Annotated in this window: 21 protein-coding genes; 12 read left to right on the top strand and 9 right to left on the bottom strand. The window is 62.7% G+C overall.

What is annotated here, in order from left to right; translation table 11 throughout:
• Positions 1-292: 292 nt before the first annotated feature.
• Complete coding sequence (locus GGD40_RS00500; RefSeq protein WP_179704015.1) at positions 293-2,803, bottom strand: penicillin-binding protein 1A; 2,511 nt, start codon at positions 2,801-2,803, stop codon at positions 293-295.
• A 510-nt stretch (positions 2,804-3,313) separates the two neighbouring features.
• Here GGD40_RS00500 and GGD40_RS00495 point away from each other — a divergent pair.
• From GGD40_RS00495 to GGD40_RS00485, 3 genes are all read left to right on the top strand, one after another.
• Positions 3,314-3,946 carry a hypothetical protein gene (locus GGD40_RS00495; RefSeq protein WP_179742452.1) on the top strand — a complete coding sequence of 211 codons (633 nt, stop codon included), beginning with the start codon at positions 3,314-3,316 and terminating at the stop codon, positions 3,944-3,946.
• Positions 3,947-4,520: 574 nt separating this feature from the next.
• On the top strand, positions 4,521-5,201 hold the full coding sequence (locus GGD40_RS00490) for a PspA/IM30 family protein (protein ID WP_179704013.1): 681 nt from the start codon (positions 4,521-4,523) through the stop codon (positions 5,199-5,201).
• A 130-nt stretch (positions 5,202-5,331) separates the two neighbouring features.
• Positions 5,332-6,519, top strand: a complete 1,188-nt coding sequence (locus GGD40_RS00485; RefSeq protein WP_179742451.1) for a tetratricopeptide repeat protein — start codon at positions 5,332-5,334, stop codon at positions 6,517-6,519.
• 91 nt (positions 6,520-6,610) lie between these two features.
• Here the strand turns inward: GGD40_RS00485 and GGD40_RS00480 are convergent, their stop codons facing one another.
• On the bottom strand, positions 6,611-7,300 hold the full coding sequence (locus tag GGD40_RS00480; RefSeq protein WP_179742450.1) for a TetR family transcriptional regulator: 690 nt from the start codon (positions 7,298-7,300) through the stop codon (positions 6,611-6,613).
• Positions 7,301-7,445: 145 nt separating this feature from the next.
• Between GGD40_RS00480 and GGD40_RS00475 the strand changes: the two genes are divergently transcribed.
• Together GGD40_RS00475 and GGD40_RS00470 are read left to right on the top strand one after the other, a co-directional pair.
• Positions 7,446-8,936 (top strand): flavin-containing monooxygenase, encoded by a 1,491-nt coding sequence (locus GGD40_RS00475; RefSeq protein WP_179744822.1) that lies wholly within the window; start codon positions 7,446-7,448, stop codon positions 8,934-8,936.
• Positions 8,937-9,062: 126 nt separating this feature from the next.
• Positions 9,063-10,052 carry an alpha/beta fold hydrolase gene (locus GGD40_RS00470; RefSeq protein ID WP_179742449.1) on the top strand — a complete coding sequence of 330 codons (990 nt, stop codon included), beginning with the start codon at positions 9,063-9,065 and terminating at the stop codon, positions 10,050-10,052.
• Positions 10,053-10,069: 17 nt separating this feature from the next.
• On the opposite strand, the gene GGD40_RS00465 is transcribed toward GGD40_RS00470, so the two are convergent.
• Complete coding sequence (locus GGD40_RS00465) at positions 10,070-10,381, bottom strand: hypothetical protein (RefSeq protein ID WP_179703157.1); 312 nt, start codon at positions 10,379-10,381, stop codon at positions 10,070-10,072.
• Between GGD40_RS00465 and GGD40_RS00460 the strand changes: the two genes are divergently transcribed.
• The 4 genes from GGD40_RS00460 (at position 10,368) to asnB (ending at position 15,850) form a co-directional block, all read left to right on the top strand.
• Complete coding sequence (locus tag GGD40_RS00460; protein ID WP_179742448.1) at positions 10,368-11,771, top strand: methyl-accepting chemotaxis protein; 1,404 nt, start codon at positions 10,368-10,370, stop codon at positions 11,769-11,771. The two genes, GGD40_RS00465 and GGD40_RS00460, sit on opposite strands and share 14 nt — an antisense overlap.
• Before the next feature lie 107 nt (positions 11,772-11,878).
• Positions 11,879-12,940 (top strand): L-tyrosine/L-tryptophan isonitrile synthase family protein, encoded by a 1,062-nt coding sequence (locus GGD40_RS00455; RefSeq protein WP_179704009.1) that lies wholly within the window; start codon positions 11,879-11,881, stop codon positions 12,938-12,940.
• Positions 12,937-13,830, top strand: a complete 894-nt coding sequence (locus tag GGD40_RS00450; RefSeq protein ID WP_179742447.1) for a TauD/TfdA dioxygenase family protein — start codon at positions 12,937-12,939, stop codon at positions 13,828-13,830. Before GGD40_RS00455 ends, GGD40_RS00450 begins: the two co-directional genes overlap by 4 nt.
• Before the next feature lie 151 nt (positions 13,831-13,981).
• Positions 13,982-15,850 (top strand): asparagine synthase (glutamine-hydrolyzing), encoded by a 1,869-nt coding sequence (asnB, locus tag GGD40_RS00445; protein ID WP_179742446.1) that lies wholly within the window; start codon positions 13,982-13,984, stop codon positions 15,848-15,850.
• A gap of 48 nt (positions 15,851-15,898) precedes the next feature.
• On the opposite strand, the gene GGD40_RS00440 is transcribed toward asnB, so the two are convergent.
• The 5 genes from GGD40_RS00440 to GGD40_RS00420 form a co-directional block, all read right to left on the bottom strand.
• The gene (locus GGD40_RS00440; protein WP_179744821.1) at positions 15,899-16,822 is read right to left on the bottom strand and encodes a LysR family transcriptional regulator; all 924 of its coding nucleotides are present in this window, start codon (positions 16,820-16,822) and stop codon (positions 15,899-15,901) included.
• Between the two features lie 384 nt (positions 16,823-17,206).
• Positions 17,207-18,025 (bottom strand): ABC transporter permease subunit, encoded by an 819-nt coding sequence (locus GGD40_RS00435; protein WP_179742445.1) that lies wholly within the window; start codon positions 18,023-18,025, stop codon positions 17,207-17,209.
• Positions 18,025-18,957, bottom strand: a complete 933-nt coding sequence (locus GGD40_RS00430; protein WP_179704005.1) for an ABC transporter permease subunit — start codon at positions 18,955-18,957, stop codon at positions 18,025-18,027. Before GGD40_RS00430 ends, GGD40_RS00435 begins: the two co-directional genes overlap by 1 nt.
• Entirely contained in the window at positions 18,954-20,120 is a 1,167-nt protein-coding gene (locus GGD40_RS00425) for an ABC transporter ATP-binding protein (protein ID WP_179742444.1), read from the bottom strand. The genes GGD40_RS00430 and GGD40_RS00425 overlap by 4 nt, the downstream gene beginning before the upstream one ends.
• A gap of 93 nt (positions 20,121-20,213) precedes the next feature.
• Positions 20,214-21,314 (bottom strand): polyamine ABC transporter substrate-binding protein, encoded by a 1,101-nt coding sequence (locus tag GGD40_RS00420; RefSeq protein ID WP_179704004.1) that lies wholly within the window; start codon positions 21,312-21,314, stop codon positions 20,214-20,216.
• A 509-nt stretch (positions 21,315-21,823) separates the two neighbouring features.
• Here GGD40_RS00420 and GGD40_RS00415 point away from each other — a divergent pair.
• The 3 genes from GGD40_RS00415 (at position 21,824) to GGD40_RS00405 (ending at position 24,956) form a co-directional block, all read left to right on the top strand.
• The gene (locus tag GGD40_RS00415) at positions 21,824-23,128 is read left to right on the top strand and encodes an Nramp family divalent metal transporter (protein WP_179704003.1); all 1,305 of its coding nucleotides are present in this window, start codon (positions 21,824-21,826) and stop codon (positions 23,126-23,128) included.
• 215 nt (positions 23,129-23,343) lie between these two features.
• Positions 23,344-24,606: a phospholipase A gene (locus GGD40_RS00410; RefSeq protein ID WP_179704002.1), complete on the top strand. Its 1,263-nt coding sequence runs from the start codon at positions 23,344-23,346 to the stop codon at positions 24,604-24,606.
• A 146-nt stretch (positions 24,607-24,752) separates the two neighbouring features.
• A complete protein-coding gene (locus tag GGD40_RS00405; protein WP_179704001.1) occupies positions 24,753-24,956 on the top strand; it encodes a DUF1289 domain-containing protein in 204 nt (67 codons plus the stop codon).
• Between the two features lie 63 nt (positions 24,957-25,019).
• Here the strand turns inward: GGD40_RS00405 and GGD40_RS00400 are convergent, their stop codons facing one another.
• The gene (locus tag GGD40_RS00400) at positions 25,020-25,676 is read right to left on the bottom strand and encodes an OmpW/AlkL family protein (RefSeq protein WP_179742443.1); all 657 of its coding nucleotides are present in this window, start codon (positions 25,674-25,676) and stop codon (positions 25,020-25,022) included.
• Positions 25,677-25,725: the final 49 nt, after the last annotated feature.

Genomic DNA, 25,725 nt, shown 5'->3' with positions numbered 1-25,725 from the left:
GCGTTTTTTCTGAAGTGGACGCTTCGCCCGTGGCGAAACGTAGAGGTGCTGGAGACCGAAACCGCTCAGGCGTCGGGAGTCCGTTAGGACCCGGTATGAAAGCACCGCAGGCGTGATTAAAACATACTGCGAATGCCGGGCACAAAAACTGCTGGAAACGGCGCCGCCCAATACCGTGAAACCCATACCAGGCAGGCGTCTCGACGATCTTTCAAAATTTTTCGTGCGCGGCCCAACGTATCGTGGACCGCGCCCGCTTAACGCAACCTTAAGAAAATCCCCGTGGGGGACATCAAGGCTTGTTCGATTCGAACAGATCGAGAATCTGCTTCTTCTCGTTCGACGACACGTTCGGCGGCGGCACCGCCGGCGGCGTCATGCCCGCCGGTCCGACGCCACCCACGGCGTCGCTCGCGCCGGCGGTCGGGTTCGCCGAATCCAGACCGATGCTGGCGACGAAACCGTTGCCCGGCGTCATGTCGGTGTAGAACAGCTCGCCGTCGACCGCGGTCACGCCGTCAGGCTGCGCGGGTTCGGCTTGCGGCACGCCGCGCAGCGCGCGCTGCATGTACTCGACCCAGATCGGCAACGCGAGCTGCGCGCCGAATTCACGGCTACCGAGGCTCTTCGGCTGATCGTAACCCATCCACGCCACCGCCACCAGCGACTGCTGATAGCCTGCGAACCAGCCGTCTTTCGCGTCGTTGGTGGTCCCCGTCTTGCCCTGCAGGTCCGAGCGATGCAGCACGTTGGTGCCCGCGCCCGTACCGGCCGTCGCCACCGAATGCAACAGGCTGTTCATGATGTAGGCGTTACGCGGTTCGAGCGTGCGCGGCGCGTCGCGCCCGGCCGTCAGCGGCTGCGCTTTGGAGAGCGGCTGGCCGCGTGCATCCGTCACCTCGGCGATCAGATACGGATTGATCCGGTAGCCGCCGTTCGCGAACACTGAGTAAGCCCCCGCCGACTGCAACGGCGTGACGAGGCCCGCGCCGAGCGCCATCGGCAGATACGGCGGGGTCTTGTCGGCGTCGAAACCGAAACGCTGCGTGACGAAGTCCTGCGCGTACTTGGTGCCGATGAACGACAGAATGCGGATCGACACCAGGTTCTTCGACTTCTGCAGCGCGAGACGCATCGGCATCGGACCGTCCGGCTGGTCGTCGTCCTTCGGCTCCCACGCGTCGCCGCCCGGCGTGCTCGACGGGAAGTACAGCGGTGCGTCGTTGATGATCGTAGCCGGTCCGAGGCCTTTATCCAGCGCCGCCGAATAGATGAACGGCTTGAAGCTCGAACCCGGCTGACGCCACGCCTGGGTCACGTGATTGAACTTGTTCTTGTTGAAGTCGAAGCCGCCCACCAGCGCGCGGATCGCGCCGTCCTGCGGCGTGAGCGACACCAGCGCGCCTTCCACCTGCGGCAACTGCGTGATCTGCCAGTTGCCTTTATCGTCGGCGATGAGGCGCACGATCGAACCCGGCTTGATCTTCGTGGCCGCGGTGGCGCGCGCGCTCAAGCCGCCCGCGACGAAGCGCAGCCCGTCGCCGCTAATCGCCACCTGCGTGCCGTCCACCAGTTGCGCTTTCACCAGCTTCGGATTCGCGTCGGTCACCACGGCGGCGATGATCTCGCCGTTGTCGGGGTGATCGGTGAGCGCGTCGTCGATCGTCTGATCGCGGTCGTCGCCCGGCTCGGGCAGTTGCACGAAGCCTTCCGGTCCGCGATAGCCGTGCCGGCGCTCGTAGTCCATCACGCCTTTACGCACCGCCTGATACGCGGCGTCCTGATCCGCGGAATCGATCGTGGTGGTGACGTTCAGACCGCGCGTATAGGTTTCGTCCTTGTACTGCGCGTACATCATCTGCCGCACCATTTCGGCGATGTACTCCGCGTGCACGCTGTATTCGTTGCCCGGATTCTTGGTGTGAATCTCTTCCTTCACCGCCTGATCGTACTGATCCTGGCTGATGTATTTCAGCTCGAACATGCGCCGCAGAATGTACTCCTGACGGATCTTGGCGCGCTTCGGATTGACCACCGGGTTATACGCGGACGGCGCTTTCGGCAAACCGGCCAGCATCGCGGATTCCGCCAGCGTGATGTCCTTCAGATCCTTGCCGAAGTACACGCGCGCCGCCGACGCAAAGCCGTACGCGCGCTCGCCCAGATAAATCTGGTTCATATACAGCTCGAGAATCTGGTCTTTGGTCAGCGCGCGCTCGATCTTGTACGCGAGCAGCATTTCATAGATCTTGCGCGTGTAGGTCTTTTCGCTCGACAGGAAGAAGTTGCGCGCCACCTGCATGGTGATCGTGCTCGCGCCCTGCGAGGCGCCGCCGTGCGCCAGGTCGGCAAAACCGGCGCGCAGAATGCCCAGAAAGTCGACGCCGCCGTGCTCGTAGAAGCGATAGTCTTCGATCGCGAGCACCGCTTTCTTCATCTGGTCGGGAATGTCCTGGAAGCGCACGATGCTGCGCCGCTCGTCGCCGAATTCGCCGATCAGCACGTGGTCGGCCGTGTAGACCCGCAGCGGCACTTTCGGACGATAGTCGGTCAACGCGTCGAGCGACGGCAACTGCGGCCCCATCACCACCAGCGCATAGCCGACGATCAGCGCGCCCACCACCGCGAGCGTGCCCATCAGGCTGGCGAACCAGATCACGAGGGTCAAGCCGATCGAACGGCGGCCGCGCGCGTCGCCCTCGGCCTCGCGCGAAGCCGCATTGCGTCCTGGAGTGCGTTGGTAGGAGTCCCGGTCTTCACCAGCCGGAGAATTGGAAGAATGCGGTCGTTTGATGATTGGCATGACTGGAATAGTGGGCGCGTAACTGAACGCCTTTCTGCGCGCGCTCGTAGCGCGTGCATGGATCGTGATCGAGCACCGTGGCCTCGGACGCACACCGCCGCGCGGCCCTATGCCCCCGGCCAGCCGCACGGCGCCCGGGACAGTGTCCGGCGCAACGTAACAGCGCATTTTAAAGAAATCAAGACAGGCCGAAGCGAGTTTTTTTGTAAGAATTCCCTTCGCGTTCCTTGCGCGCCCGCCGCTGCCGCCCTACGCCGCCACGCCTTGCGCGGACGGCCGGGGTTATCAACAGAAACTGTTGAAAGGCCTGTGGACAAGCTCGCCGGAAACGCGACAAGTCGTTGATGTCACGGGATTTTCATGTCACGCCCGTTCCGCATCGTTGCAACTCGTCATATGATGGGTTCGGCGCGTGCGTCGGACCCGCGCGCTGCCGGACGTACCAGCAAGCGCACTATCAGACGCACCACCAAGCCGTCCCGCCCATGCCAACAAGTATGCGAGCCGATCATGAACAAGCCCAGCGAACGCATCGTCGTATTCGTCACGACCGCGCAGAAACGCGCGATCGCCGCCACCGCCGAGAATCTGGGCATTAGCGTCAGCGAGTTGATGCGGCGCGCGGTGTTGAGCTTCGGCGCCACCAGCGAACAGGTGAAGGCGGCCAGCATCGTCGACCGCTTGCGCGCCCCGCGCGCGCCGGATGCGCTCGACGCGGCGTTGCAGCGGGTCGCGCGCGGCACGCGCCACGCGCGCGCGGCGCTGCCGGCGGCCTTGCAAACGCGTGGCGGCAGCGAAACCGGTGCATCGGCGGAAGGTGGAGCAACAGCGGACGCAGCGAACGCGCCGTCGAATGCGAATGCCGTGCCCCGCAAGCCCGCCGCGCCTGAGCCTGCACCGTTGTTGCCGGCGGGGGTCGCCGCCGCGCTGGCCGCCGAGATCGACGAAGAAGCCTTGGCCACCGCGGAAGCCGTGGCACGCGTGGCAGCCGCGAAAGCCGCCGCGGTTGAAAGCGCGAGCACGCCGCAGACCGATGCTGACGCGCAACTGCGCAGCGTGCTCAAGCGCCCGCGCGTCGACAGTTCGCGCGACGACGACGATCCCCGTACCGATCCGAGCACCGAAGGCGGCCGCTTCGCCTGACGAAGCGCTTTAGCGCGAAGTGGACATCGCAAATCGCGCATTGGCGGTGCATCCGACGTCATGCTGGGCGCGGTGAAACGCGCGAGCTTTCGATATTGCAAGCTTGACGATGTGAGCCGGCCACTGTGGTGTGAGGTAGAAGCGTTAGCCCGGCTTCAGTCCAGTCTTAGTCCGCTTATGCGCATCGTCTTTCACGTCGCTCATCTCATCTGGCTGAACAGACTTCTACTCTGCAAGTCGGCACATATAAGCCGCAGCGCTTCACATCGACGACACCCAATGCGCGCAAACTACGCGATTCTGTCATCGCGCCCTTTAAGGCGGATTTAAGCGAGCCCGTGGTGTAATATCCGCGGGCGGCTGAATCACTGGCCGCGCGTTTTAACCGTAATCACTGTTTGCCATTCGATCCGTCGATCGAACAATTTACGGCGCTGCTATTGCAATTGGCGAGCACGCCCCGAACTCCGGTCCGAACGTTGCGCAGCTTCACGCGCAGCGGCGTAAAGTAGCAGTTAAAAGCAGTTGGACGCGCGGATTTATTCAGCGCCGACACCATTCTCTGGAGGTTTTCATGTCGCTATTCGACAGCATTTCGCGCACGCTTAAAGGTCTCCTTAACGACGCAGCCGATTCCGTGCAAGACCCGTCGCGCGACTCGCGCCAGATCGTGCGCGAACTCGACGAAAGCATCGCCAAAGCCGAGAACTCGTTGATCGAGATTCAGGCGCAAGTGGCCACGCAGCAAAGCAAGCGCGATGTTGCCGCGGACAAGGCGAAGAAGTACGAAGACGGCGCGAAGCGCGCGCTGCAATCCGGCGACGAAGCCCTCGCGCGCGAAGCCCTCGGCGCACAAGCCACGGCCGAAGCCGAACGCGACGCGCTGGCGAAAGAACTGACCACGCTCGAACCGTCGGTCGCGCAGTTGAAGAGCCAGATCGACGACATGCGCAGCCGTCGCAACGACCTGAACGCACGTTCAAACATTCTGCAAGCCAAGCAACAGATCGCGCAGGCGAAAGACGTTGCAGCTACGGCATTGGGCGGCATCGGCGGCAAGAATCTGTCGCAGGATTTCCAGAAGCTGGAAGACAAGGTCGCGCTGTCGAATGCCCGTTCCGACGCGCGTCTGAATTCCGCCGACGCAACGAGCGGCAAGGCGCTCGACGACAAGCTCTCGGATCTGAACCGCGGGCCGTCCGTCGAAGATCGTCTCGAAGCATTGAAGAAACAGATCAATACGCCGGCTCAGTAATTGCGTCAGCAGTAGCTCCTCGCGGTTGCGCATGCAACCGCCGGAGCGCCTGGTAGTCGGTCGCCGGGTTTCCGGCCGCCGGCCACCAGAAACGACTGAAGGAGACGGGCGCCATGCGCCTGGTCCGACCATGAAAAAATTTCTCGCAGGCGCATTCGCTTCCTTGCTGTTCGTCTCGGCCGCGGCCTTCGCGGTGCCGACGGTTCAGCAGATCGAATCCGCCATGTCGCAAGGCAACTGGCAGCAGGCCGACGCCGGCCTGAGCGAAGTGCTGCAGGCGCATCCGAACAATGCGCGCGCACGCTATCTGTACAGCCAGGTGCTGGATCGCGAAGGCCGTTATGCCGACGCGCTCGCCCAGGTGCAACAGGCCAAGACGCTCGACCCGCAAATCCGCTTCACCGACCCGACCCGTTTCGCGCAGACCGAAGCGCGCATCCGTAAAGATGCGGAACGTGCCGGCGGCAACTCGGGCAACACCACCGCACCGAACCCGTTCGCGCAGCAGAATGCGCCGGCCGTGCAGCAGCAGTCGGCGATGATGTCGCAAGCGCCGCAACGGCATGGTCCGGGCATGGGCATGTGGATCGGCATCATTCTGCTGATCGGCGCGATCGCGCTGGTGTTGCGCTGGACGCTGCGTCGCGCGCGCTCGCAAGACGATACGCGCGCCGACGACGATCGTCGCGTGCAGTTGAAGCGCGCTACCGAGATGCTCAACGCCGTGCGTTCGCTGAAGCTCGACGTGAAGCTGTCCACCGTGCAAGGTCACGAGGCGCTGGAGAAAGAAGTCGAAGCGACCGAAGACCAGTTGCGCGGCCTCGTCGAAACGCTGTCGAACGGCAAGAACCCGGTGCCGCCGTATCAGCTCGACGAACTCGAACAACGCATCGGCAGCCTGCGCGCACGCGCAGACGGCCGGCCCGATCCGTACGCCGCGCCGGCGGCCACCACGCAGCAATCGCCGTATGCGCAGGAAGCCGACCGCTTTGGCAATCCGCCGCAAGCGCCCTATCCGCAGCAAGGTCCGTATCAGCAGCAGCCGCAGGTCATTGTGCAGCAAGGCGGTGGCGGCTTCGGCGGCGGCATGGGCGGTCTGTTGACCGGCGTGCTGCTCGGCGAAGCGCTGAACTCCGGGCGTGAGCGCGTGGTTGAGCGCGACGTGATCGTCGACGACGAAACACGCCGCCGCGGCAACGACGGCGGCAATGGCGGCGGCCTCGACTTCGGCCAGGGCTCGAACGACTGGAACGATAACAGCGGCGGTGGCGTCGATATGGGCAGCAACGACGACTCCGGCGGCTGGAACGATACCTGAGCGACGTAGCCAGGCGGCAAGCTGAAACAAAAACGGGCTCCTTCAAATGAAGGAGCCCGTTTTTTATGCCGGTTTATTCGGCTAGCGGATTTCACACGCGTACCGACGCCGACGCCCTGCCCGGCTCATGCTGCGCAAGCAATATCGACCCCGCAAACAACCTGACGATAAAACGCTCCGCGTACGCGACCAGTGCATCGCGGCGCGCCGCCTCCGCGCCGATATATTCCGCCGACAGATGAAACAGTTGCAGCACGATCTGCGTGCAGACTTCGTCGACGGTGTCGCGCTCGAGCGTCGGCATCAGTTCCAGCTGCACGACGTCGTCGGCCATTTCCGCCGATACGTCGTGGAGATTCGCGCGCACCGCCTCGCGCAGCGCCGGCGACGTGCCGTGATACTCGGCCAGCGCGCTCAGAAAGGCCTCGCGGTTATCCAGCGCGAACGTGAAAAACGCCACGCACGCGCGACGCGGCACGCTATGGGGCTCGTCGTGCGCGGCGAGCCAGCGCTCGCGCCGCAGCATCGGCCGTAAGCGCCGGCTCACCGATTCGACCGCCTCGCGCGCGAGGTCGTCGAGCGTGTCGAAATGACGGTAGAACGTGTTGGGATTCAGCCCCGCCTCGCGCGCCAGTTCGCGCAGACCCAGGCTCGCGAAGCTGCGGCCACCTGCTGTGAGCCGCAACGCGGCTTCGATCAGCTTGCGCTTGCCGGCCGGCAATTCCTGCACGGCCGCGAGATCTGGGTCGGCGGCGTTCGCCGCGTCGGGGACGGGGTTCATAAGCTTTCAGCCACTGTGCGCCATGCGCGTTTAATAGCAGTACTCTAAACGATCTTGACGCCAAGTGTACAGTTGTCTACTCTGCGCGTTATACCGGAGTAGACATGTGTAGACTCCGGAACTTCGTTCCATGCTGGAGATCACCGTGACCCCCGCCTCTTCCACTTCCTCCGCCGCGCCGCGCATTGCCATCGTGGGCAGCGGCTTTGCCGGCATCGGCATGGCGATCCGCCTGCTGAAAATGGGGATTACGTCGTTCACCGTGTACGAAGCGGCCGCCGACATAGGCGGTACGTGGCGTGACAACACCTATCCCGGCGCAGCTTGCGATGTGCCGTCGCATCTCTATTCGTTTTCGTTCGAGCCGAATCCGGCGTGGTCGCGCGCGTTCGGCGGCCAGGCGGAAATTCTCGACTATCTGAAGCATTGCGCGCGCAAGTACGGCGTGGATCGCTACGTACGTTGCAACGCGCCCGTGGCCGCCACCCGCTTCGATGCAACCCGCCAGGTGTGGCACGTCGAGATCGACGCGCACGGCACGCGTGAAACCCTCGAAGCGGACGTGGTGATCGCCGCGAGCGGCCCGCTGTCGCGTCCGGCGATGCCGCAAATCGCCGGGCTCGACCAGTTCGAAGGCAAGCTGTTTCATTCGGCGCGCTGGGACCACGCGTATCCGCTCGAAGGCAAACGCGTCGCGGTGATCGGCACCGGCGCGAGCGCGATCCAGTTCGTGCCGCAAATCCAGCCGCACGTTGCACAACTCGAACTGTTCCAGCGCACCGCGCCGTGGATCATGCCGAAACCGGACAAGCCGGTCGGCCCGCGCGCGCACTGGCTGTTCCGGCATCTGCCGTTCACGCAGCGTTTCGTGCGCAGCGCGATTTACTGGCAACTCGAATCGCGCGCTATTGCGTTCGTGGTCAATCCGAAGCTGATGAAAATGCCGATGAAGTTCGGCCTCAGCTATCTCCAACGGCGCGTACCGGACCCCACGCTGCGCGCCAAACTCACGCCGAACTACCGGCTCGGTTGCAAGCGCGTGCTGTTGTCGAGCGATTACTATCCGGCGCTCGGCAAACCGAACGTCGACGTGGTCACGACCGGTATCCGCGAGGTCGTCGCCGACGGCATCGTGACCGAAGACGGTGTGCTGCATCGTGCCGACGCGATCATCTGCGGCACGGGTTTCCAGGTCAACGACGTCGGCGCGCCGTTCGACGTGACCGGTCTCGACGGTGCGGATCTCGGCGCGATGTGGCTGCGCGACGGTCCGGAAGCGTACCTCGGCGTGAGCGTCGCGGACTTTCCGAATTTTTTCATGATCGTCGGCCCGAACACCGGGCTCGGTCATAACTCGATGATCTACATGATCGAGTCGCAGGTGCAATACATCGCCGATTGTCTGCGCGAACTGCGCCGGCGCAAAGCACGCACGATGAATCTACGGCTCGACGTGCAGCGCGATTTCAATGCGCGCTTGCAGAAGGAGATGCAGCACTCGGTGTGGGTCAGCGGCTGCCATAGCTGGTATCAGACGAAGAGCGGCAAGGTGACCGCGTTGTGGCCGGGGTTCACGTTCAGCTTTCGCAAGCGCACCCGGCGCGTGCGGCCGGGTGAATATCGCTTCGCGCGTTGAGGCCGCGGGCGGGGGCGGTTTGAAGCATTCGGGGCATTCGAGGCATTCGAAGCATTCGGGGCAACCAAAGCATCCAAAGCATTCGAACCAGTCGGACTAGTCGAACAACAAAGGGAGACAAGCATCATGGCAAGCATCGAATCCACCTCGCCCGCCACCATCGCGCCGCTACCGCCGCGCTCGCTCGCCGCGCGCCTGGGCATGACCAGCGTGCCGCGCGATGAATTGCGCCGCCGCTACACGCAAAGCGGCTCGCAGTTCGTCAAGATCATGGGCGCCGACGTGCACTACCTCGACGAAGGCAGCGGCGACACGATCGTGATGATCCATGGTTTCGCGTCGTCGCTGCATACGTGGAACCGTGTCGCCGATGAACTCAAGCGCGAGCATCGCGTGATTCGCCTCGATCTGCCGCCGTTCGGCGTGACCGGCCCGCTGCGTTCCAGCACCGGCGAAATCGACACGATGAACCTGCCGACTTATCGTCGCTTCATCGACACGTTCGTGCAGGCGCTCGGCATTGCGCGCGCGACCTTGATCGGCAACTCGCTCGGCGGGCTGATTTCGTGGGACTACGCGGTGCGCCACCGCGACGCCGTCGAACGTCTGGTGCTGATCGATTCGGCCGGCTTTCCGATGAAGCTGCCGATTTACATCGACCTGTTCAATCACGCGCTGGTGCGGCTGAGTTCGCCGTGGTGGCTGCCCGAAGTCATTGTCAAAAGCGCGGTGCGCAACGTGTACGGCGATTCGCGCAAGATCGACGCGGTGACGATGCGGCGCTACGTCGATTTCTTTCACGCCGAGGGCGCGCGCACCGCGATCGGCAAGATGGTGCCGACGCTCGACTTCAAGGAGGTCGACACGGAGGCGCTCAGAACGCTCGACGTGCCCACGCTGGTGCTGTGGGGCGCCAGGGACCGCTGGATTCCGCCCGCGCACGCGAGCGAGTTTGCGAGCCGTATTCCGGGCGCTAAATCGGTGATGTATCCGGGGCTCGGGCACATTCCGATGGAAGAAGCGCCCGAGCGCGTGATGACCGATCTGCGCGCGTTTCTCGGCACGCCGGGCGCCGATGTTTCGATGGACGAAGACAGTCGTCGCGCGCCGGCCTGAACTTCATCCGCTTCCGGTCACCCTCCGCCGAGAAAACGCAACAGCCCCCACAAGAACTTGCAGAGCATCACGATCAGCTCCCACAGGTGATAGAGCTGTTGCCAGCCCGAAACGCGCGCGAAGGAGTCGATCATGATGGGTGAAGGCAAGAAATTAGGGCTGCGGATGGCGGTTTGACCGCCCATCATAACGACTGCGGGATAGCCCGTATCAAGTCGATTGAAAGTCTGCCGTAAACGCATCGAGGAGGCGCTGCATCTGCCATGGATGACAGCGCAAGCCGAGCGCGCCACGCGCGCCATCGAGGAGACGTAAATGATGCGTTTCAAATTCCGCAGACCGGCTCAGTCACAGGGTGTCGTCGGCGATATTGCGGCGCAAGCCGGCAAACTGGGCATTGAGATCTGCGACGTCTCGGGCCACGTCGAGGAAGTCGCCGCGCGCGTGCAACGCCAGGCGCAGGTCTGCCGCGCGCTGCGCGAATCCGCGGCGCAAACGCTGGCTGGCAATCATCGCATTGCGACTGCCGCGCGTGAAATGCGTAACGTCTCGGCCGAAGCCGCGACCGGTGTGCAGGCGTCGCAGGAGACCTTGCAGGCCTCGCTCGCCGACATTCACGGACTGGTCGAAGGCGTGACGGTGATCGAGAGCCAGATCGGCGCGTTACGCAGCGCGTTGGCGCATGTGAGCCGGGTATCCGAGGAAATTTCGCTGATCGCGCGCCAGACGCATTTGCTCGCGTTGAACGCCGCGATCGAAGCGGCGCGCGCGGGCGATTCCGGCAAGAGTTTCGCGGTGGTGGCCGCCGAGGTGAAGAACCTGTCGGCGAAGACCGCGCAAGCTACCGGGCAGATCGAAAAGACGCTCGCGCAACTCACGCAGCAGACCGAGCAACTGATTAGCGAAGGATCGGTGAATACCGCGCGGGCGCATCGGGTGCGTGAAGGCACGCGCAAGATCGGCGACGTCGTGCATGCGACGGGCGACGCGATTGCGCAGTTGAACAACGAGGCGGGTGAGATTGCCGCGTTGACTGGCGAGATCGAAACGCAGTGCGATGGGCTCGAGGCGCAGGTGCTGGAGATGGCGAGCGGTGTCGAGGATTCGAGCGAGAACTTTGCGCAGGCCAAGGACCGGTTGGGGAATCTGCTGGGGGTGTCGGAGACGTTGATCGAGTTGACGGCCGCGACGGGCGTCGAGACGGCGGATACGCTTTTTATCGATGCGGTGCAGCGGGCCGCGGCGGCGGTGAGCAAGGTGTTCGAGGGCGCTGTCGCGCGGGGTGAAGTGTCGATCGAGGATCTGTTCGATCAGCGCTATGTGCCGGTTGCCGGGAGTAATCCGCCGCAGTTCGTTACCCGGTTTACTTCGTTTACCGATCGGGTGTTGCCGGCGATTCAGGAGCCTTTGCTTAAGCTCGATTCGCGGGTGGCATTTTGTGCTGCTGTGGATTTGCGCGGGTATTTGCCTACGCATAATCTGAAGTTCTCTTTGGCGCAGCGGGAGGATGTTGTTTGGAATATGGCGAATTGCCGGAATCGGCGGATGTTTGATGATCGCACCGGGATTGCTGCGGCTTCGCATACGAAGCGGTTTTTGCTGCAGACGTATCGGCGGGATATGGGGGGTGGGGAGTTTGTGTTGATGAAGGATGCGTCCGCGCCGGTTTTTGTGGGTGGGCGGCATTGGGGTGGGGTTCGGGTGGGGTATCGGGTTTGAACAGATAAACCGAACGGTCTTATCGACCAATCCGTGTTTATCGATCGCCCTGTAAAAAATAGAATGCACCTCACTGCCTATCGAATGAACCAGCGAGGTTGCCTTCCATGCCACACGACCGGAATCGGCTAACGTCTCATGCCATCCTTGAAGAGATAATCCAGATCGTTCGCTGGCACCCGGCCCAAAGAACCGCCTCGGAAATCCGCCACGACAACCAGACAATCGGCGCAATCCAGCTACCCCGAATCCACGCTTTCGTCGAAGCCAACAACCCGATCGAGCTCGTCCTCCCCGCTTTCCCATCAAAATCCCCGAACCTCGCGAAAGTACTCGGCCGCCTCCCCGATCTGGCGGAAAGACTCTCGCTAACGTTCCTCAATACGCTCTGCCTACGCATTCAACGCCACCACCCACCCGGCGCCCAACTAAAAATCTGCTCAGACGGCCGCGTCTTCGGCGATCTGATCCGGGTCGACGATCGCGACATCAGCGCTTACCAGAGCGCGCTGCAACACATCGTCGCGCAAAGCCGCGCGGACCATCTCGAACTCTACAACCTGGACCATTCCAACCCGCGCCCCGCTCACACCGCCAACTTCAATGAAATGCGCGAACGACTCGTCGACGAATACGCCGACCCAATCGACGCGATCAAACAGAAACTCATCGGCGATCCAGCGGGTACGCAGCTCTATCGCGCCATCACCCGCTTCCTGTTCGAAGACGGCCTGACGCCTCACTATCGTGGCTCCCGAACCGCGCTGCAGAAAGATGCCAAAACTCGCGCGCTCGGTGTGATTCAACGCAGTTGGGCATGGGGCGCGCTGCTCGCCGACCGGTTCCCGAACGCGATCCGTCTGTCGATCCATCCGCAGCCGGCAGCGAGTCAAAAGATCGGCATTCACCTGATGCCGACGCGCGACAACTGGCTAACGCCGTGGCACGGCGTCGCAGTCGAACGCCACGGACAGTTCACGCTGATGAAACGCCGTGACGCCGAGCGGCTGGGTGGCCGCATCGTGATGCACGATCAACAACCGAGCCACTATCGAATCGATCCCTTGCATCTCGCCAACCGCTATCCTCCCGTTCCCTCAGACAGTCGCCGCCATCGCGCATCGGCCAGCGCTAACGTCATCCCGACGACCAAGCCGGAGGGTCAATGAACGACCTCTTCGTCCAACGATCGCTGACCCTCGAACCGTTGATCGGCAGCACCGGCAACGCCTGTTCGTTCGGCATCCTCGTGACATCGCGCCGCGCGGATCTTCATGTTGACGAACTATGGATCGAATGGTTGCGCGCGCTGGTGCACAGCCATCAACTGGTTGTCTTGCGCGGCTTCGACAGCTTCGACGACGCCGACAGCCTGACCCGTTTCTGCGCAACGTTCGGCGAAATCATGATGTGGCCATTTGGCGCGGTGCTCGAACTGGTCGAGCAGGCCGATCCCCAGGACCATATCTTCGCGAGCGGCTATGTGCCGTTGCATTGGGACGGGATGTACCTGGAAACCGTGCCGGAATACCAGCTATTTCATTGCGTCAACGCGCCCGGCGACACGCAAGGCGGACGCACCACGTTTTCGAGCACGACCGAGGCGCTGCGTATCGCGACGCCGCGGGACCATGCGCTCTGGCACCGGGCCAGCGGGATTTATCAACGAACGGTCGAGCTCTACAGCGCCACAGTGGCGGCGCCCATTGTCGGGCGGCATCCACGGCGCGCGTTTCCGGTGCTGCGTTTTTGCGAACCACCGGTCGACGGCGACAGCACCTTCATCAATCCATCGACCTACGCGTTCGACGGCATCGGCGAACACGAGCGGGAAACGCTGCTCGCCAGTTTGCGGCAAGCGCTCTACGATCCGCGCGCGCACTACGCGCATCGCTGGCAAACGGGCGACGTCGTGCTGACCGACAACTTCACCCTGCTGCACGGACGCGAACGCTTCGTCAGCCGCAGCGGGCGGCATCTGCGCCGCGTTCACGTGCATAGCGAGCCGCCGCTGGCCAACCCGCATCTATCGAAACGGCCGCGTGATGCGGTCGTCTGAGCAGCTCGCCGACCATGACGCATTCGCGCGGCACTGCATGAACAACGACAGCTCGCACGATCGGTTGCGCAACCCTTGGCTCCTGGCTGCCCGACTGAACTGACTGGCTCGAATCGTCCGATCTCTGCTGTTTCAATTCAAGGGAACCACTATGTGCGGGATCGCTGGATGGGTCGACTTCGAACGCGACTTGCGGTGCACGGCGGCCATCGTCGACGGGATGACCGACGAACTGGCCCATCGCGGCCCGGACGGGCGTGGCGTGTGGCTCGACACGCACGTGGCGCTGGGACACCGGCGGCTGGCGATCATCGATCCCGCACACGGTGCGCAACCCCTGTGCAGCCCGGCGTACGATACGCGCGGCCTGCCTCGCGCGGTGATCTGTTACGGCGGAGAAACCTACAACTTTCGCGAGCTGCGGACCGAACTCGGCGCGCTCGGCCACCGCTTCGAAACGCGGTGCGATACCGAGGTCGTGCTACATGCGTATCTGCAATGGGGCGCGCAATTCGTCGAGCGCCTCAACGGCATGTATGCGATCGCGCTGTGGGATACGGTGCGGCACGAGCTTCTGCTCGTGCGTGACCGCCTCGGCGTGAAGCCGTTGTTCTACTATCCCACGGCGCACGGCGTGATCTTCGGCTCCGAACCGAAAGCGATTCTCGCCCACCCCGACGTGCGAGCGCGCACCTCGTCCGAAGGGCTCTGTGACGCACTGCTGTTTTTGCGCACACCAGGACAGGTTCCGCTCACCGGCATGCGCGAACTGAAGCCCGGCCACCGGCTGCGTGTGCGGCGCGGGCGCATCGTGGAGGAGCGCTACTGGGCACTGGAGGCGCGCCCACACACCGACGATCTGCCGACGACCATCGCGACGCTGCGCGCGTTGCTCGACGACATCGTGTCGCGCCAGATGATCGCCGACGTGCCGCTGTGCGCCCTGCTGTCCGGCGGCGTCGATTCGAGCACTGTCGCCGCGCTCGCGCAGAAACACCGAAGCGCAAACGGCGGCGGCCAGCTCCAGACGTTCTGCGTCGACTTCACCGGGCACACGCAACACTTTCGGGCCGACCCGGTTCGTCCCACGGCCGACGCGCCGTTCGCCCGCGAAGTCGCGCGGCACATTGGCAGCGACCATCATACGATCGAGCTGAACCATGCCACGCTACTCGATCCCCAGGTGCGCGAAGCGGTGCTGCGCGCGTGGGATCTACCGTTCAACTTCGGCGACCTCGACGTGTCGCTGCATCGGCTTTTCGCCGAAGTGAGCCGGCATGCGACCGTCGCGCTATCGGGTGAAGCCGCCGACGAAATTTTTGGCGGCTACCTGTGGTTTACCGATCCGGCCGCGCGCAGCGCGCAAACTTTTCCGTGGCTCAAGCTCGGCGCGCATCGCGGCCTCGATCCCCGCGCGCTGTTTCGCGCGGGTTTCATCGACGCACTGAAACTCGACGAATACGAAGCGGATCTCTATCGCTCGGCCCTCGCGGAAGTGCCGCGCCTTGCCGGAGAGAGCCCGGAACAGCAACGCACGCGCGAGGTGAGCTATCTGACGCTGACGCGTTGGCTGCCGCTGCTGCTCGACAAGAAAGACCGGATGGGCATGGCCAACGCGATCGAAGGACGGGTGCCGTTCTGCGATCACCGGCTCGTCGAGTACGCCTTCAACATTCCGTGGGCGATGAAGGCCTTCAACGGCCGCGACAAAGCGCTGCTGCGGGCCGCCGCGGACGACCTGCTGCCTGAATCGGTACTGCATCGCAAGAAGGCGGCTTATCCGTCGATCCAGACGCCGGCCTACGACCGCGGCCTCATCGCCCGTCTGAACACGGCGCTCGACGACCCGCGCGCGCCGCTGCATCCCTTGATCGACCGGGACGCGCTGCGCACGCTCGCGGCACGAACCACGACCAGCACTCTGTCCGATTTCGAACGCATTCTCGTGGAGTCGAGCACGCGCCTCAACAGTTGGCTTGCGCTGTATCGAGTCGAACTGGATGGCGTACCGGCGGGTTGATTTTTTTCATCAACACCAGGAGCACGAACGCCGCTAGCGTGGGAGAACTCAGGCGATTGCCCGCTCGCGCTCCGCATCCGACAGATACGTCTGCACTGCATCGAGGAACAGACGCTCCCGGATCGACGCATGGCGGGCGGCGGTACGAAAAGCATAGAACCCCCCTGGCGGTGTGGTCCAGGCGGGTAGCAAGCGGCACAGGCGCCCTTCGTGCAGGTCTTTGGCGACGAGATAGTCGGGGAACACACCGACGCCGGCGCCTGCCAGCACCAGTTGAAGAGCGAGCAGGACGCTTTGCACTTTGAGGCGTCCGTGGGTGTGAATGCGGGCGGACTGCCCGTTATTCACGAAAAGCGAATAAGCCGAATTGGCCAGACCGTCATGCGAGATCCAGTGCGCGCTGGGCAGATCATTCGGATGACATGGCGCGGCGTGTTGGCGCGCGTAGTCCGGTGATGCGACGAGGCATTGCTCGAAGGAACCGAGCAATTTCATGCGGAAGCCTTTCTTTTTGGGCCAGCCGGTTTCGAAGGCGAGATCGATGCGTTGTCCGATCAGATCGACGTCCAGGTCGTTGCAGACAATTTCTACATCGATATGCGGATGCCGATTAACGAACATTGCAACGATGCGACCCAGCAGCGCCGTGGAGAACGCGCTGGGTGCGGCGACGCGCAGCAGCCCTGTCGATTCGTGGCGGAGTCGCCGGATGCTCCCAACGGTTTCATGCAGATGGCTGACGAATTCCTGGGCTGCGAGATAGAGGGTATGCCCGGCATCGGTGGGGGCGATTTTGCGGGTGCTACGCCGGACGAGTTGGGTATCGATTTCCGCTTCGAGGCGACTCAGGTATTCGCTGACAAGCGATTTAGAAATACAGAGACGATCCGCCGCAGCGGTAAAACTCCCTTGTTCGACGACGGCCATAAAAACGCGAAGGTAATTCAGATTCCTGATCTCTCCCTCGCCCATATCCACCTCGTCGACGTCGGCCCGTAGCAACCGGTAATGGATTGACTCCGACATCGCGCGAGCGTTGCAAAACGTGCCGCCGCAATTCGCCGCACCCAGGAGAAAAGAAGACCGCAACGGCGCGCGGAGCGCCGCCGGAAGAATGACTGCTGTACCACGAAGGCGGAGTGTGCGAGAGCACGGATTCCAGATGAGCCACTACCGTGACTGCGCGGGGGACCCACTTAAGAATTAGCGGTGTGAGCGGCTTTCTCTTGCTGACTTCTCTTTGCCGCGGCAAAGAGAAGTTAGTGCCCCCCGCACAGGGGGAACACTAATAGACCACAAGCAACACAAGGAGAGGCCAACACCCCAGGATCACAGCCAAAACCCGCAAAGCGCCCCCTAAACCGCCATAACAGCCTTCTTCCTCTCAGCCCGCTGCATAAGATAATTAGCGACAACAACCCCAACAGTAACGACAGCAATAAACAGGGTAGCGAGCGCATTCATCTCGGGGTTGAGCCCAAGCCGAACCCGCGAGAAGACGACGAGAGGCAAGGTAGTCGACCCAGGCCCGGACAAGAACGCAGACAGCACGAGATCATCGATAGAGAGGGTGAACGACAACAACCACCCGGAAACGAGTGCTTGAGAGATCAACGGCAGGGTAATAAAGAAGAACACCCGAATCGGCGTAGCCCCAAGATCAAGCGCTGCCTCTTCGAGAGAAGGATGCAACTCCTTAACGCGCGACTGCACGATGATCGCGACATAGGAGATACACAGCATGACATGGCCGATCCAGATGGTGAAGACCCCGCGCCCGGCGGGCCACCCCAACCACTTAGCCATTTCGATGAACAGCAACAACAGCGAGATACCCTGAATGACTTCAGGAATAACCAGAGGCGCATTGATCATCCCGGTATAGAGCGTAAACCCCCGAAACCGCCCCATACGGGCCAACACAAACCCAGCCCATGTGCCAATAACAACAGAAGCAAACGCGGTCAGCAAAGCCACCCGCAACGACAACCACGCGGCCGCGATCAACTCATCATCCTGCAACAAAGCCGCATACCACCGCGTAGAAAACCGCGTCCAGACGGTGACCAACTGCGACTCATTGAACGAATAGACAATAAGACTAACAATCGGGATATACAAAAACAGAAACCCAATCCCGAGGAAAACAAACTGCAAAATCCGGTTCGGCTTCATCAGCGCCTTTCCTCCATCGCCTTCGCCTGCGCGTATTGGAAGAACGCCATCGGCACCAGCAGCAGCAACACCATCGCACACGTCACAGCAGACGCCATCGGCCAATCGGCATTGTCGAAGAACTCATTCCACATCACCCGCCCGATCATCAGCGTGTTCGCGCCACCGAGAAGTTCAGGAATCACATACTCCCCCACCGCCGGAATGAACACCAGCAAACAGCCGGCGATAATTCCGTTCTTCGAGAGCGGCAACGTAATCTGCCAGAACGCCTTCCAGGGCTTCGCGCCGAGATCGTAGGCCGCCTCGAGCAGCGTCATATCCATCTTCACCAGATGCGCGTACAACGGCATGACGAGAAACGGCAGATACGAATACACCATCCCGATGTAGACCGCCGTATTCGTGTGATACAGCTCGATCGGCGAATGAATCAGGCCGATTGACATCAGGAAGTTATTCAGCAAACCGTTGTTCTTCAGAATCCCGATCCACGCATACACGCGAATCAGAAACGACGTCCAGAACGGCAGCATCACGGCCATCATCAGCAGATTGCGGCTCGCCGGATTCGATCGCGCGATGTAATACGCCATCGGGTAACCGATCAGCAGACACAGCAAGGTCGAGATCGCGGCGACCACCACCGAATTCACATAGGTCGCGAAATACAGGCTGTCGGTCAGCAGAAACGCGTAATGCGACAGGTCGAGCGTGATATGAACCGCGCCATCCGCGAAAGTGCTCAGCTCCGTATAAGGCGGAATACCGAGCTGCAGATCGGCGAAGCTGATCTTCACGACCAGCAGGAACGGCACGAGGAAAAACAGCAGCAGCCAGACGAACGGCCCGGCCACCACGGCGGTGCGGCCGGTCAGATTGAAACGCCGCACCGGCCAGTTGGCGAGGGAACTGAACGAGGCGCGCTTCATGACGTCAGCACCACACCGGCCGACGCACTCCAGCGCACGTACACTTCGTCGCCCCAGGTGGGCGTATCGATCTCGGTCAACGCGAGACTGGTCACGTTCGCGATCACCGTTTTGCCGGCTTCGAGCTTCACGTGATAGAGCGAATAGCCGCCCATGTACGCGATATTCGTGACGACGCCCTTGCCCCAGTTGTACGCGCCCTCGGGCGGCTTGCGCGTGAGCGCGATCCGTTCGGGCCGCACCGAGATGGTCACCGGCATGCCGAGCGGACCGGTAATGCCGTGGTTCACATACAGACGGCACGGCAGATCCGGCGTGTCGATAAACACGTGATCGGGTTCGTCTTCGACGACATGGCCGTCGAACAGATTGGTCGAGCCGATAAACTCCGCCGAAAAGCGCGTGTTCGGATACTCGTACACCTCATGCGGCGTGCCGAGCTGAATGATCTCGCCTTCGCTCATCACCGCGAGGCGGCTGGCCATGGTCATCGCCTCTTCCTGATCGTGCGTGACCATCATGCAGGTCACGCCGACCTTGTCGAGAATGTTGACCAGTTCGATCTGCGTGCGCTGACGGATCTGCTTGTCGAGCGCGGACATCGGTTCGTCGAGCAGCAGCAGCTTGGGCCGCTTGACCAGCGAGCGCGCCAGCGCCACGCGTTGTTGCTGACCACCGGAGAGTTGATTCGGCTTGCGCTTTGCGAAGCGGCCCATCTGCACGAGATCGAGCGCGCTCTGCACGCGGTCTTTGAGTTCGGCCTTCGGCACGCCTTCCTGCTTCAGACCGAAGGCGACGTTCGTCTCCACGTTCATGTGCGGAAACAGCGCGTACGACTGGAACATCATGTTGACCGGCCGGCGGTACGGCGGCAATTGCGCGAGGTCTTCGCCGTCGATCAGGATCTTGCCCGACGTAATGGTTTCGAGCCCGGCCAGCATGCGCAGCAAGGTCGACTTGCCGCAACCGGAACTGCCGAGTAGCGCGAACAGTTCGCCCTTCTTCACCGACAGGTTGACCCCTTTGACCGCCACGGATTCGCCGAACTTCTTGACGACGTCGACGATCTGGACGAACTGGTCCGCGGCGTCGCTCGACACGGCGCTCATACTGAGGGACGGCGCGGCATTCCCCGCCGCTGCGCCCGACTGATCACTACTCATCACAATGCTTGACTCCGGCGTTTAACGTACAAAGCCCCCGGTGGACACCGAGGGCTTCATGATGATGCATTACCCGTTCACATTGACGGCGTTTTAGCGGCCGGACTTGAATTCAGTCCACAACCGCGTTTGCAGACGCTGGATTTCCGGCGGCAGCGGCTTCAGCAGGAACAGGGTCTTGATGACTTCCGGCGACGGATACACCGCCGGGTCGTTCGCCACGTCCTTGTCCACGTACTTGCGCGCTTCGAGGTTGGCGCTCGGGTAGTAGACGGCGTTGGTGATCGCGGCGTGCACCTGCGGCGTTTCGATGTAGTTGATCCACTCGAGCGCGGCTTCCTTGTTCTTCGCGTCTTTCGGAATCGCCATCACGTCGAACCACACCGGCGCACCGCCCTTCGGAATGTAGTACTCGATCTTGAACGCCTTCTTCGCTTCGACCGCGCGATGCTTGGCGATCACGACGTCGCCCGACCAGCCGTACGCGAAGCACACGTCGCCGCCGACCAGGTCGTTGATATAGCCCGACGAATTGAACTGCGTGATGTACGGACGGATCTTCTTCATCATCTCGAGCGCGGCGCGATAGTCGGCCGGGTTCGTGCTCATCGGATCTTTGCCGATGTAGTGCAGCGCGGCGGCGAACATCTGGTCCGGCGCGTCGAGCACGGACACGCCGCAAGCCTTCAGCTTCGAGATGTTTTCGGGTTTGAAGAGCACGTCCCAGCTATCCAGCGGCACGTTCTTGCCGAGAATCTGCTGCGCCTTCGTGACGTTGTAGCCGAGGCCGGTCGTGCCGTACGCCCAGGGTACCGTGTACTTGTTGCCCGGATCCGCGCCGGCTACGAGCGCCATCAGCGACGGGTCGAGGTATTTGAGGTTCGGCAGTTTCGATTTGTCGAGCGGGGCGAAGATGCCCGCGGCGATCTGCTTGCCGGCGTAGTTGCTGGTCGGCACGACGATGTCGTAGCCGGAATTGCCGGTGAGGAGCTTGGCTTGCAGCGTGTCGTCGCTGTCGTAGTTGTCGTACTTGACCTGAACGCCGGTCTGCTTGCTGAAGTTCGGAATGGTGTCCTTGGCGATGTAATCGGACCAGTTATACACGTTCAACTGCGTATCCTTCGCAGCGGCCGTCAACCACGGCGTTGCGCACAAGACCAGCGCCGCCACCTGCCCCACTACCCGTCTTTTCATTCCGTTCTCCGATCCTGACCGACCTGAGCCGGCCGTCCTCTCTCACGCCGCGGCACCGCGCGCACGGCTCCCCTGAAAAACCCGAAAACTACCATTAATTATTGCGCGCTCCAAAAAAAATCCCGGGCTGTCGCGCAAACGGTACAGCGCAAGCCGTACCGCTGGAAAATTCGCCGCAATTTTAGCGGGTTATGCGCGCCTGTCTACCCGAAAAAAACACTGTCGCGCGGGCGCTGTCAGGTTGTTGTCAAGCTGGCGCATCCGGCCTGTGCCGCGTGCGGTTCGGCAGTGGCCAGGCACGGCCGTTTTGCGCGAATCCTATGCCGTTCGGCTAACGTTGCGGCGGCCGTCAGCCGCGGCGCGTACGACGGTGCACAATAGCTTACGGAGTGTCGAAGGACAGCGCATCGCACATCGCGCGACGTGCGCTCCGGCAGGATCGCGTCGCGTGCCGCTGGCGAACGGGCACGTGGCTTGCACAGGCATGCAGTCTTGAACCTCGGGTATCGATGAACACCAATCCGTCCGCATTGCGTCCAAACCGCCGCCGGCGTCTGCCGGGCGATGGGCCGGTACGTCCCGCTCACTGGTTCTCATTCGTCGGCGCGGGCGCGCTGATCGCGGTCGGCTATATCGATCCGGGTAACTGGGCCACCGCGCTGGGCGCCGGCGCGGGCTACGGCTACCGGCTGCTCAGTATCGTGCTGCTGGCCAGTCTGATCGGCATGCTGATGCAATGGCTGTCGTCGCGCCTCGGCGTGGTGACCGGACGCGACCTCGCGCAGATCTGCCGCGAACGCTCGAGTCCGCGCGGCACGCTGTTGCTCTGGCTGACCAGCGAGATCGCGATCATTGCCTGCGACGTCGCCGAGGTGGTGGGCAGCGCCGTGGCGTTGCAACTGCTGCTCGGCGTCTCGCTGACGGTCGGCGTGCTGATGTCGGCGGTCTGCACGTTCGCATTGCTCGCGCTTCAGCAGAAAGGCGGCCGCAAACTCGAAGCGGTGATCGCCGTGCTGATCGGCTTCGTCGGGCTGTGCTTCGTGGTCGAGCTGGCGCTCGCTCGGCCCGACTGGCATGCCGCGTTGGCCGGCACCGCGCCGAGCCTCGAACTGCTGCGCAATGCCGGCATGGTGTGGCTGGCGGCGGGCATCGTCGGCGCGACGGTCATGCCGCATAACCTTTATCTGCACTCGGCGCTCGTCAAGCACCACGCGCCCGACAGCAGCGACGCGCAGATCAAAGCCGCGCTGCACGTGGTCAATCTCGACACCATCGGCTCGCTGAGCTTTGCGTTCGTGATCAACGCGGCGTTGCTGATCGTGGCGGCCGCCGTGTTCTATTCAAGCGGCCATCGCGACGTCACGGATCTCGCGGACGCCCACCGGCTGATCGCGCCGCTCGTCGGCACGCACTGGGCCAGCATTCTGTTCGCGGCGGCCCTGCTCGCTTGCGGGTTGAGCGCCACCGTCACGGGCACGCTGGCGGGTCAGACGGTCATGGAAGGCTTCCTGCAGATCCGCCTGCCGCGCTGGAAGCGCGCGTTGCTGACCCGGGCGCTCGCGATCGGGCCGGCGCTCGTGGCCGTGGGTCTGTTCGGCCAGCATGGCTCGAATCAGTTGCTGGTGGCGAGCCAGGTGGTGTTGAGCCTGCAATTGCCGCTCGCGGTCGTGCCGCTGATCCGCTACACGTCCGACGCGGAACTCATGCGCGGCTGGCACGTGCGCGGCACGCGGCTTGCGTTGGCGTGGTTGTCCGCCGCCTTTATCGTGGTGCTCAACGTCGCGTTGCTGTGGCAGCTGGCGTTGGGCGGGTGACGATGTTTTGTCGCAGGTTGTCGCATCACCCTGGCAATGAAGTGATTTTGTAAGTATTCTCAGAGGAGTGGTCGTAACCGGTGTGCTAGCCCATCGAGGCGCTGCGCCGGTTATGCATCCTGTTTCGACGCGGCTGCCGGGTTTCTACGGCAGCCGTTTTTGTGTCGCCGACGTCCCGCGACGTTGCCGTTTCCCTTGGACAATCGCAATCGCCTATGCGCTTTCCCGCCACGCTGCTGTTCCTGCTAATCGCGTGCGTTACCTGCTGGTCCGGCGACGCCCGCGCGACGGTCGCCATGCTGCAACCCGCCCGCGTGGCCGCGGCGAACGAGCCGCTGCAAATCACGCTGCTCTATTCCGCCGACGACGCCAAACCGCTCACTGTCACCGTCCCGCCGACGCTGCGCGTGACGCTCAGCGCGGCCGAACAGTCGCCCCAGCCGCTCGATCTGCAACGCGAGCCCGGCGTGCCCGACACGCTGCATCTGCAGCCCGGCCAGTTCCGCAAGGTGCGCTTCTCCGCGCCGTGGCCGCAATACGCGCGCGGCGAGGTACGGATCGACCCGGTGGGCTTCGATGCGTCGCCGGCGCTCGTGGCGATCAATCGCGGGCCGCAGCAGGACGCGATCGCCCAGGCGGAGCGCTCGGAAAGCCACGCCAGCACGCCGGCGCAGGCTGCCGCGACCGCTGCGCTGGTGGACGGTCCGACGGGCGACGCCATGTCGCCACCGGGCGACTCGCTGGCCACTACCGGCCGCAGCGTGCTTTCGCACGTGTCCTACTACGAGCCGATGTACTTCGGCGCCGGCCATAACGGTGACACCAACGCGCGGCTGCAACTGAGCTTCAAATACCGGCTCCGGATCCCCGACGATCTGCGCTCGAAGGCCTTCACCGACAACCTGTACTTCGCGTACACGCAGACCTCGATCTGGGATCTGTCGGCGGATTCGCGGCCGTTCCGCGACACGACCTATTCGCCGCAACTGTTCTACTACGTGCCGGACACCGGCTGGCGCAGTTCGTGGTTCACCCGCATGGGGTTCGCGGCGGGCTTCGCGCATGAATCGAACGGCAAGGCCGGCGCCGATTCGCGCAGCATCAACCTGCCCTTCATCCGGCCGACGTGGGAATTCGGCGATCTGACGGCCAACCATCTGACGGTGTCGCCGCGCTTCTACTACTACATCGGCACCAGCAACAACCCCGATATCGCCGATTACCGCGGCTACGTAGACCTGCTGATCAAATACGGTAGCCCGGACGGCTGGCAACTGGCCACCACGCTGCGCAAAGGCACCAAACACTGGTACGGCAGCGTCGATTCGCAATTCACCTACCCGCTCGCGAAACTGCTGGGCAGCGCGTGGGGCGGCTATCTGTGGGTGGGATATTTCAACGGCTACGGCGAGGATTTGCTGGACTACAACAATCGCCAGCACTGGATGGCGCGGATCGGCTACAGCATCGCGCGTTGAGGCTCACCCACACCGATCTGTATTGCGGCGGTCCTGCGGATGCTGCCAACCGCACGCGAACCGCGGCCACACGACTCGCCTTGGCGAGTCGCGAGCCGCGCATCGGTTAACATAGCGGCACTTCGCTTTTCCGCTCAAGGTTTCCGATGGCTTCGAATCTCCACGATCTTCCCGACAGCCCTTGCATCGGCGTCTGTTCCACGCTTTTCGACGACGTCTGCAAAGGCTGCGGCCGCACCGCCACTGAAGTTTCGAACTGGGTTTTCCTCAGCGACGAGGAAAAACGCGCGGTGTGGATGCGTATCGAGCAGGAAGGAACCGCCATGCGGTTCAGGAACGACAAACTGTAGGCTGCCGCGTCGGCGTGCCGGCAACCTGCCGTCACGCGTTCGCGGCAAAGTTCGCGGCAAAAATCAGAAGCGCATCCCGACACCCAGCCCTACCACCACCGGATCGATATTCAGGCGCCCGAGCGACTGCCCGCCGAGCGAGGCGTCCGTGTGCATCCAGATCTTCTTGATGTCCGCATTGACAAACAGCTTCTTGGTCACCTGCACGTCCACGCCGGCCTGCAGCGCCGGGCCAAAGCTGTGATTGGTGACCGAAATCGGCGCCGCGCCGGCATGCAGTCCGTCGTTATAGAACAGCGTGTAGTTGATACCCGCGCCGACATACGGCCGGATCTTGCCCGCATGGTTGAAGTGATATTGCAGCAGCAGCGTAGGCGGCAATACGTTCACGCCACCCAGGTTGCCGAGGCTCGACGTCAACTGATGCCGCGAGGTACCGAGAATCAGCTCGACGCCCAGGTAGTCGCGGATCATGTAGGTGAAGTCCAGTTCCGGCACGATCGCGTTGTTGACGCCCACATTGAGCGCCTTCAGCGACTGGTTCGTGCCCACGTTCGGCATGATGCTGATGGCGCGCAGACGCACCAGCACGTCGCCGGCGTGGATGCCGGTCATCTCATCGTCGCTGGCGGCATGTGCTTGCGTGGCCATGACGCTTGCGCCGAGCAGGCTCGCCGCGATCGCGACGGCCCGGATTCTGTTTCTGTGTGAGAGCGTCATCTGCTTCCCCGAATGTTGTTTGCGTGCGGGAATTGTCGAAGTTCTCGCC

Origin of the sequence: Paraburkholderia bryophila (assembly GCF_013409255.1) — a bacterium.
Taxonomy (GTDB): Bacteria; Pseudomonadota; Gammaproteobacteria; order Burkholderiales; family Burkholderiaceae; genus Paraburkholderia.
Note: the sequence above shows the minus strand (reverse complement) of the source record. Positions and strands in the feature narration are given on the sequence as shown.

What these genes read in the sequence shown, in the direction of transcription:
- GGD40_RS00470 (WP_179742449.1), top strand. Translation starts at nt 9,063, where the DNA reads ATGGCAAGCATCGAATCCACCTCGCCCGCCACCATCGCGCCGCTACCG.
- GGD40_RS00435 (WP_179742445.1), bottom strand. Translation starts at nt 18,025, where the DNA reads ATGAAGCCGAACCGGATTTTGCAGTTTGTTTTCCTCGGGATTGGGTTT.
- GGD40_RS00430 (WP_179704005.1), bottom strand. Translation starts at nt 18,957, where the DNA reads ATGAAGCGCGCCTCGTTCAGTTCCCTCGCCAACTGGCCGGTGCGGCGT.
- GGD40_RS00480 (WP_179742450.1), bottom strand. Translation starts at nt 7,300, where the DNA reads ATGAACCCCGTCCCCGACGCGGCGAACGCCGCCGACCCAGATCTCGCG.
- GGD40_RS00500 (WP_179704015.1), bottom strand. Translation starts at nt 2,803, where the DNA reads ATGCCAATCATCAAACGACCGCATTCTTCCAATTCTCCGGCTGGTGAA.
- GGD40_RS00400 (WP_179742443.1), bottom strand. Translation starts at nt 25,676, where the DNA reads ATGACGCTCTCACACAGAAACAGAATCCGGGCCGTCGCGATCGCGGCG.
- GGD40_RS00425 (WP_179742444.1), bottom strand. Translation starts at nt 20,120, where the DNA reads ATGAGTAGTGATCAGTCGGGCGCAGCGGCGGGGAATGCCGCGCCGTCC.
- GGD40_RS00495 (WP_179742452.1), top strand. Translation starts at nt 3,314, where the DNA reads ATGAACAAGCCCAGCGAACGCATCGTCGTATTCGTCACGACCGCGCAG.
- GGD40_RS00410 (WP_179704002.1), top strand. Translation starts at nt 23,344, where the DNA reads ATGCGCTTTCCCGCCACGCTGCTGTTCCTGCTAATCGCGTGCGTTACC.
- GGD40_RS00485 (WP_179742451.1), top strand. Translation starts at nt 5,332, where the DNA reads ATGAAAAAATTTCTCGCAGGCGCATTCGCTTCCTTGCTGTTCGTCTCG.
- GGD40_RS00415 (WP_179704003.1), top strand. Translation starts at nt 21,824, where the DNA reads ATGAACACCAATCCGTCCGCATTGCGTCCAAACCGCCGCCGGCGTCTG.
- GGD40_RS00460 (WP_179742448.1), top strand. Translation starts at nt 10,368, where the DNA reads ATGATGCGTTTCAAATTCCGCAGACCGGCTCAGTCACAGGGTGTCGTC.
- asnB (WP_179742446.1), top strand. Translation starts at nt 13,982, where the DNA reads ATGTGCGGGATCGCTGGATGGGTCGACTTCGAACGCGACTTGCGGTGC.
- GGD40_RS00440 (WP_179744821.1), bottom strand. Translation starts at nt 16,822, where the DNA reads ATGGGCGAGGGAGAGATCAGGAATCTGAATTACCTTCGCGTTTTTATG.
- GGD40_RS00450 (WP_179742447.1), top strand. Translation starts at nt 12,937, where the DNA reads ATGAACGACCTCTTCGTCCAACGATCGCTGACCCTCGAACCGTTGATC.
- GGD40_RS00420 (WP_179704004.1), bottom strand. Translation starts at nt 21,314, where the DNA reads ATGAAAAGACGGGTAGTGGGGCAGGTGGCGGCGCTGGTCTTGTGCGCA.
- GGD40_RS00455 (WP_179704009.1), top strand. Translation starts at nt 11,879, where the DNA reads ATGCCACACGACCGGAATCGGCTAACGTCTCATGCCATCCTTGAAGAG.
- GGD40_RS00405 (WP_179704001.1), top strand. Translation starts at nt 24,753, where the DNA reads ATGGCTTCGAATCTCCACGATCTTCCCGACAGCCCTTGCATCGGCGTC.
- GGD40_RS00490 (WP_179704013.1), top strand. Translation starts at nt 4,521, where the DNA reads ATGTCGCTATTCGACAGCATTTCGCGCACGCTTAAAGGTCTCCTTAAC.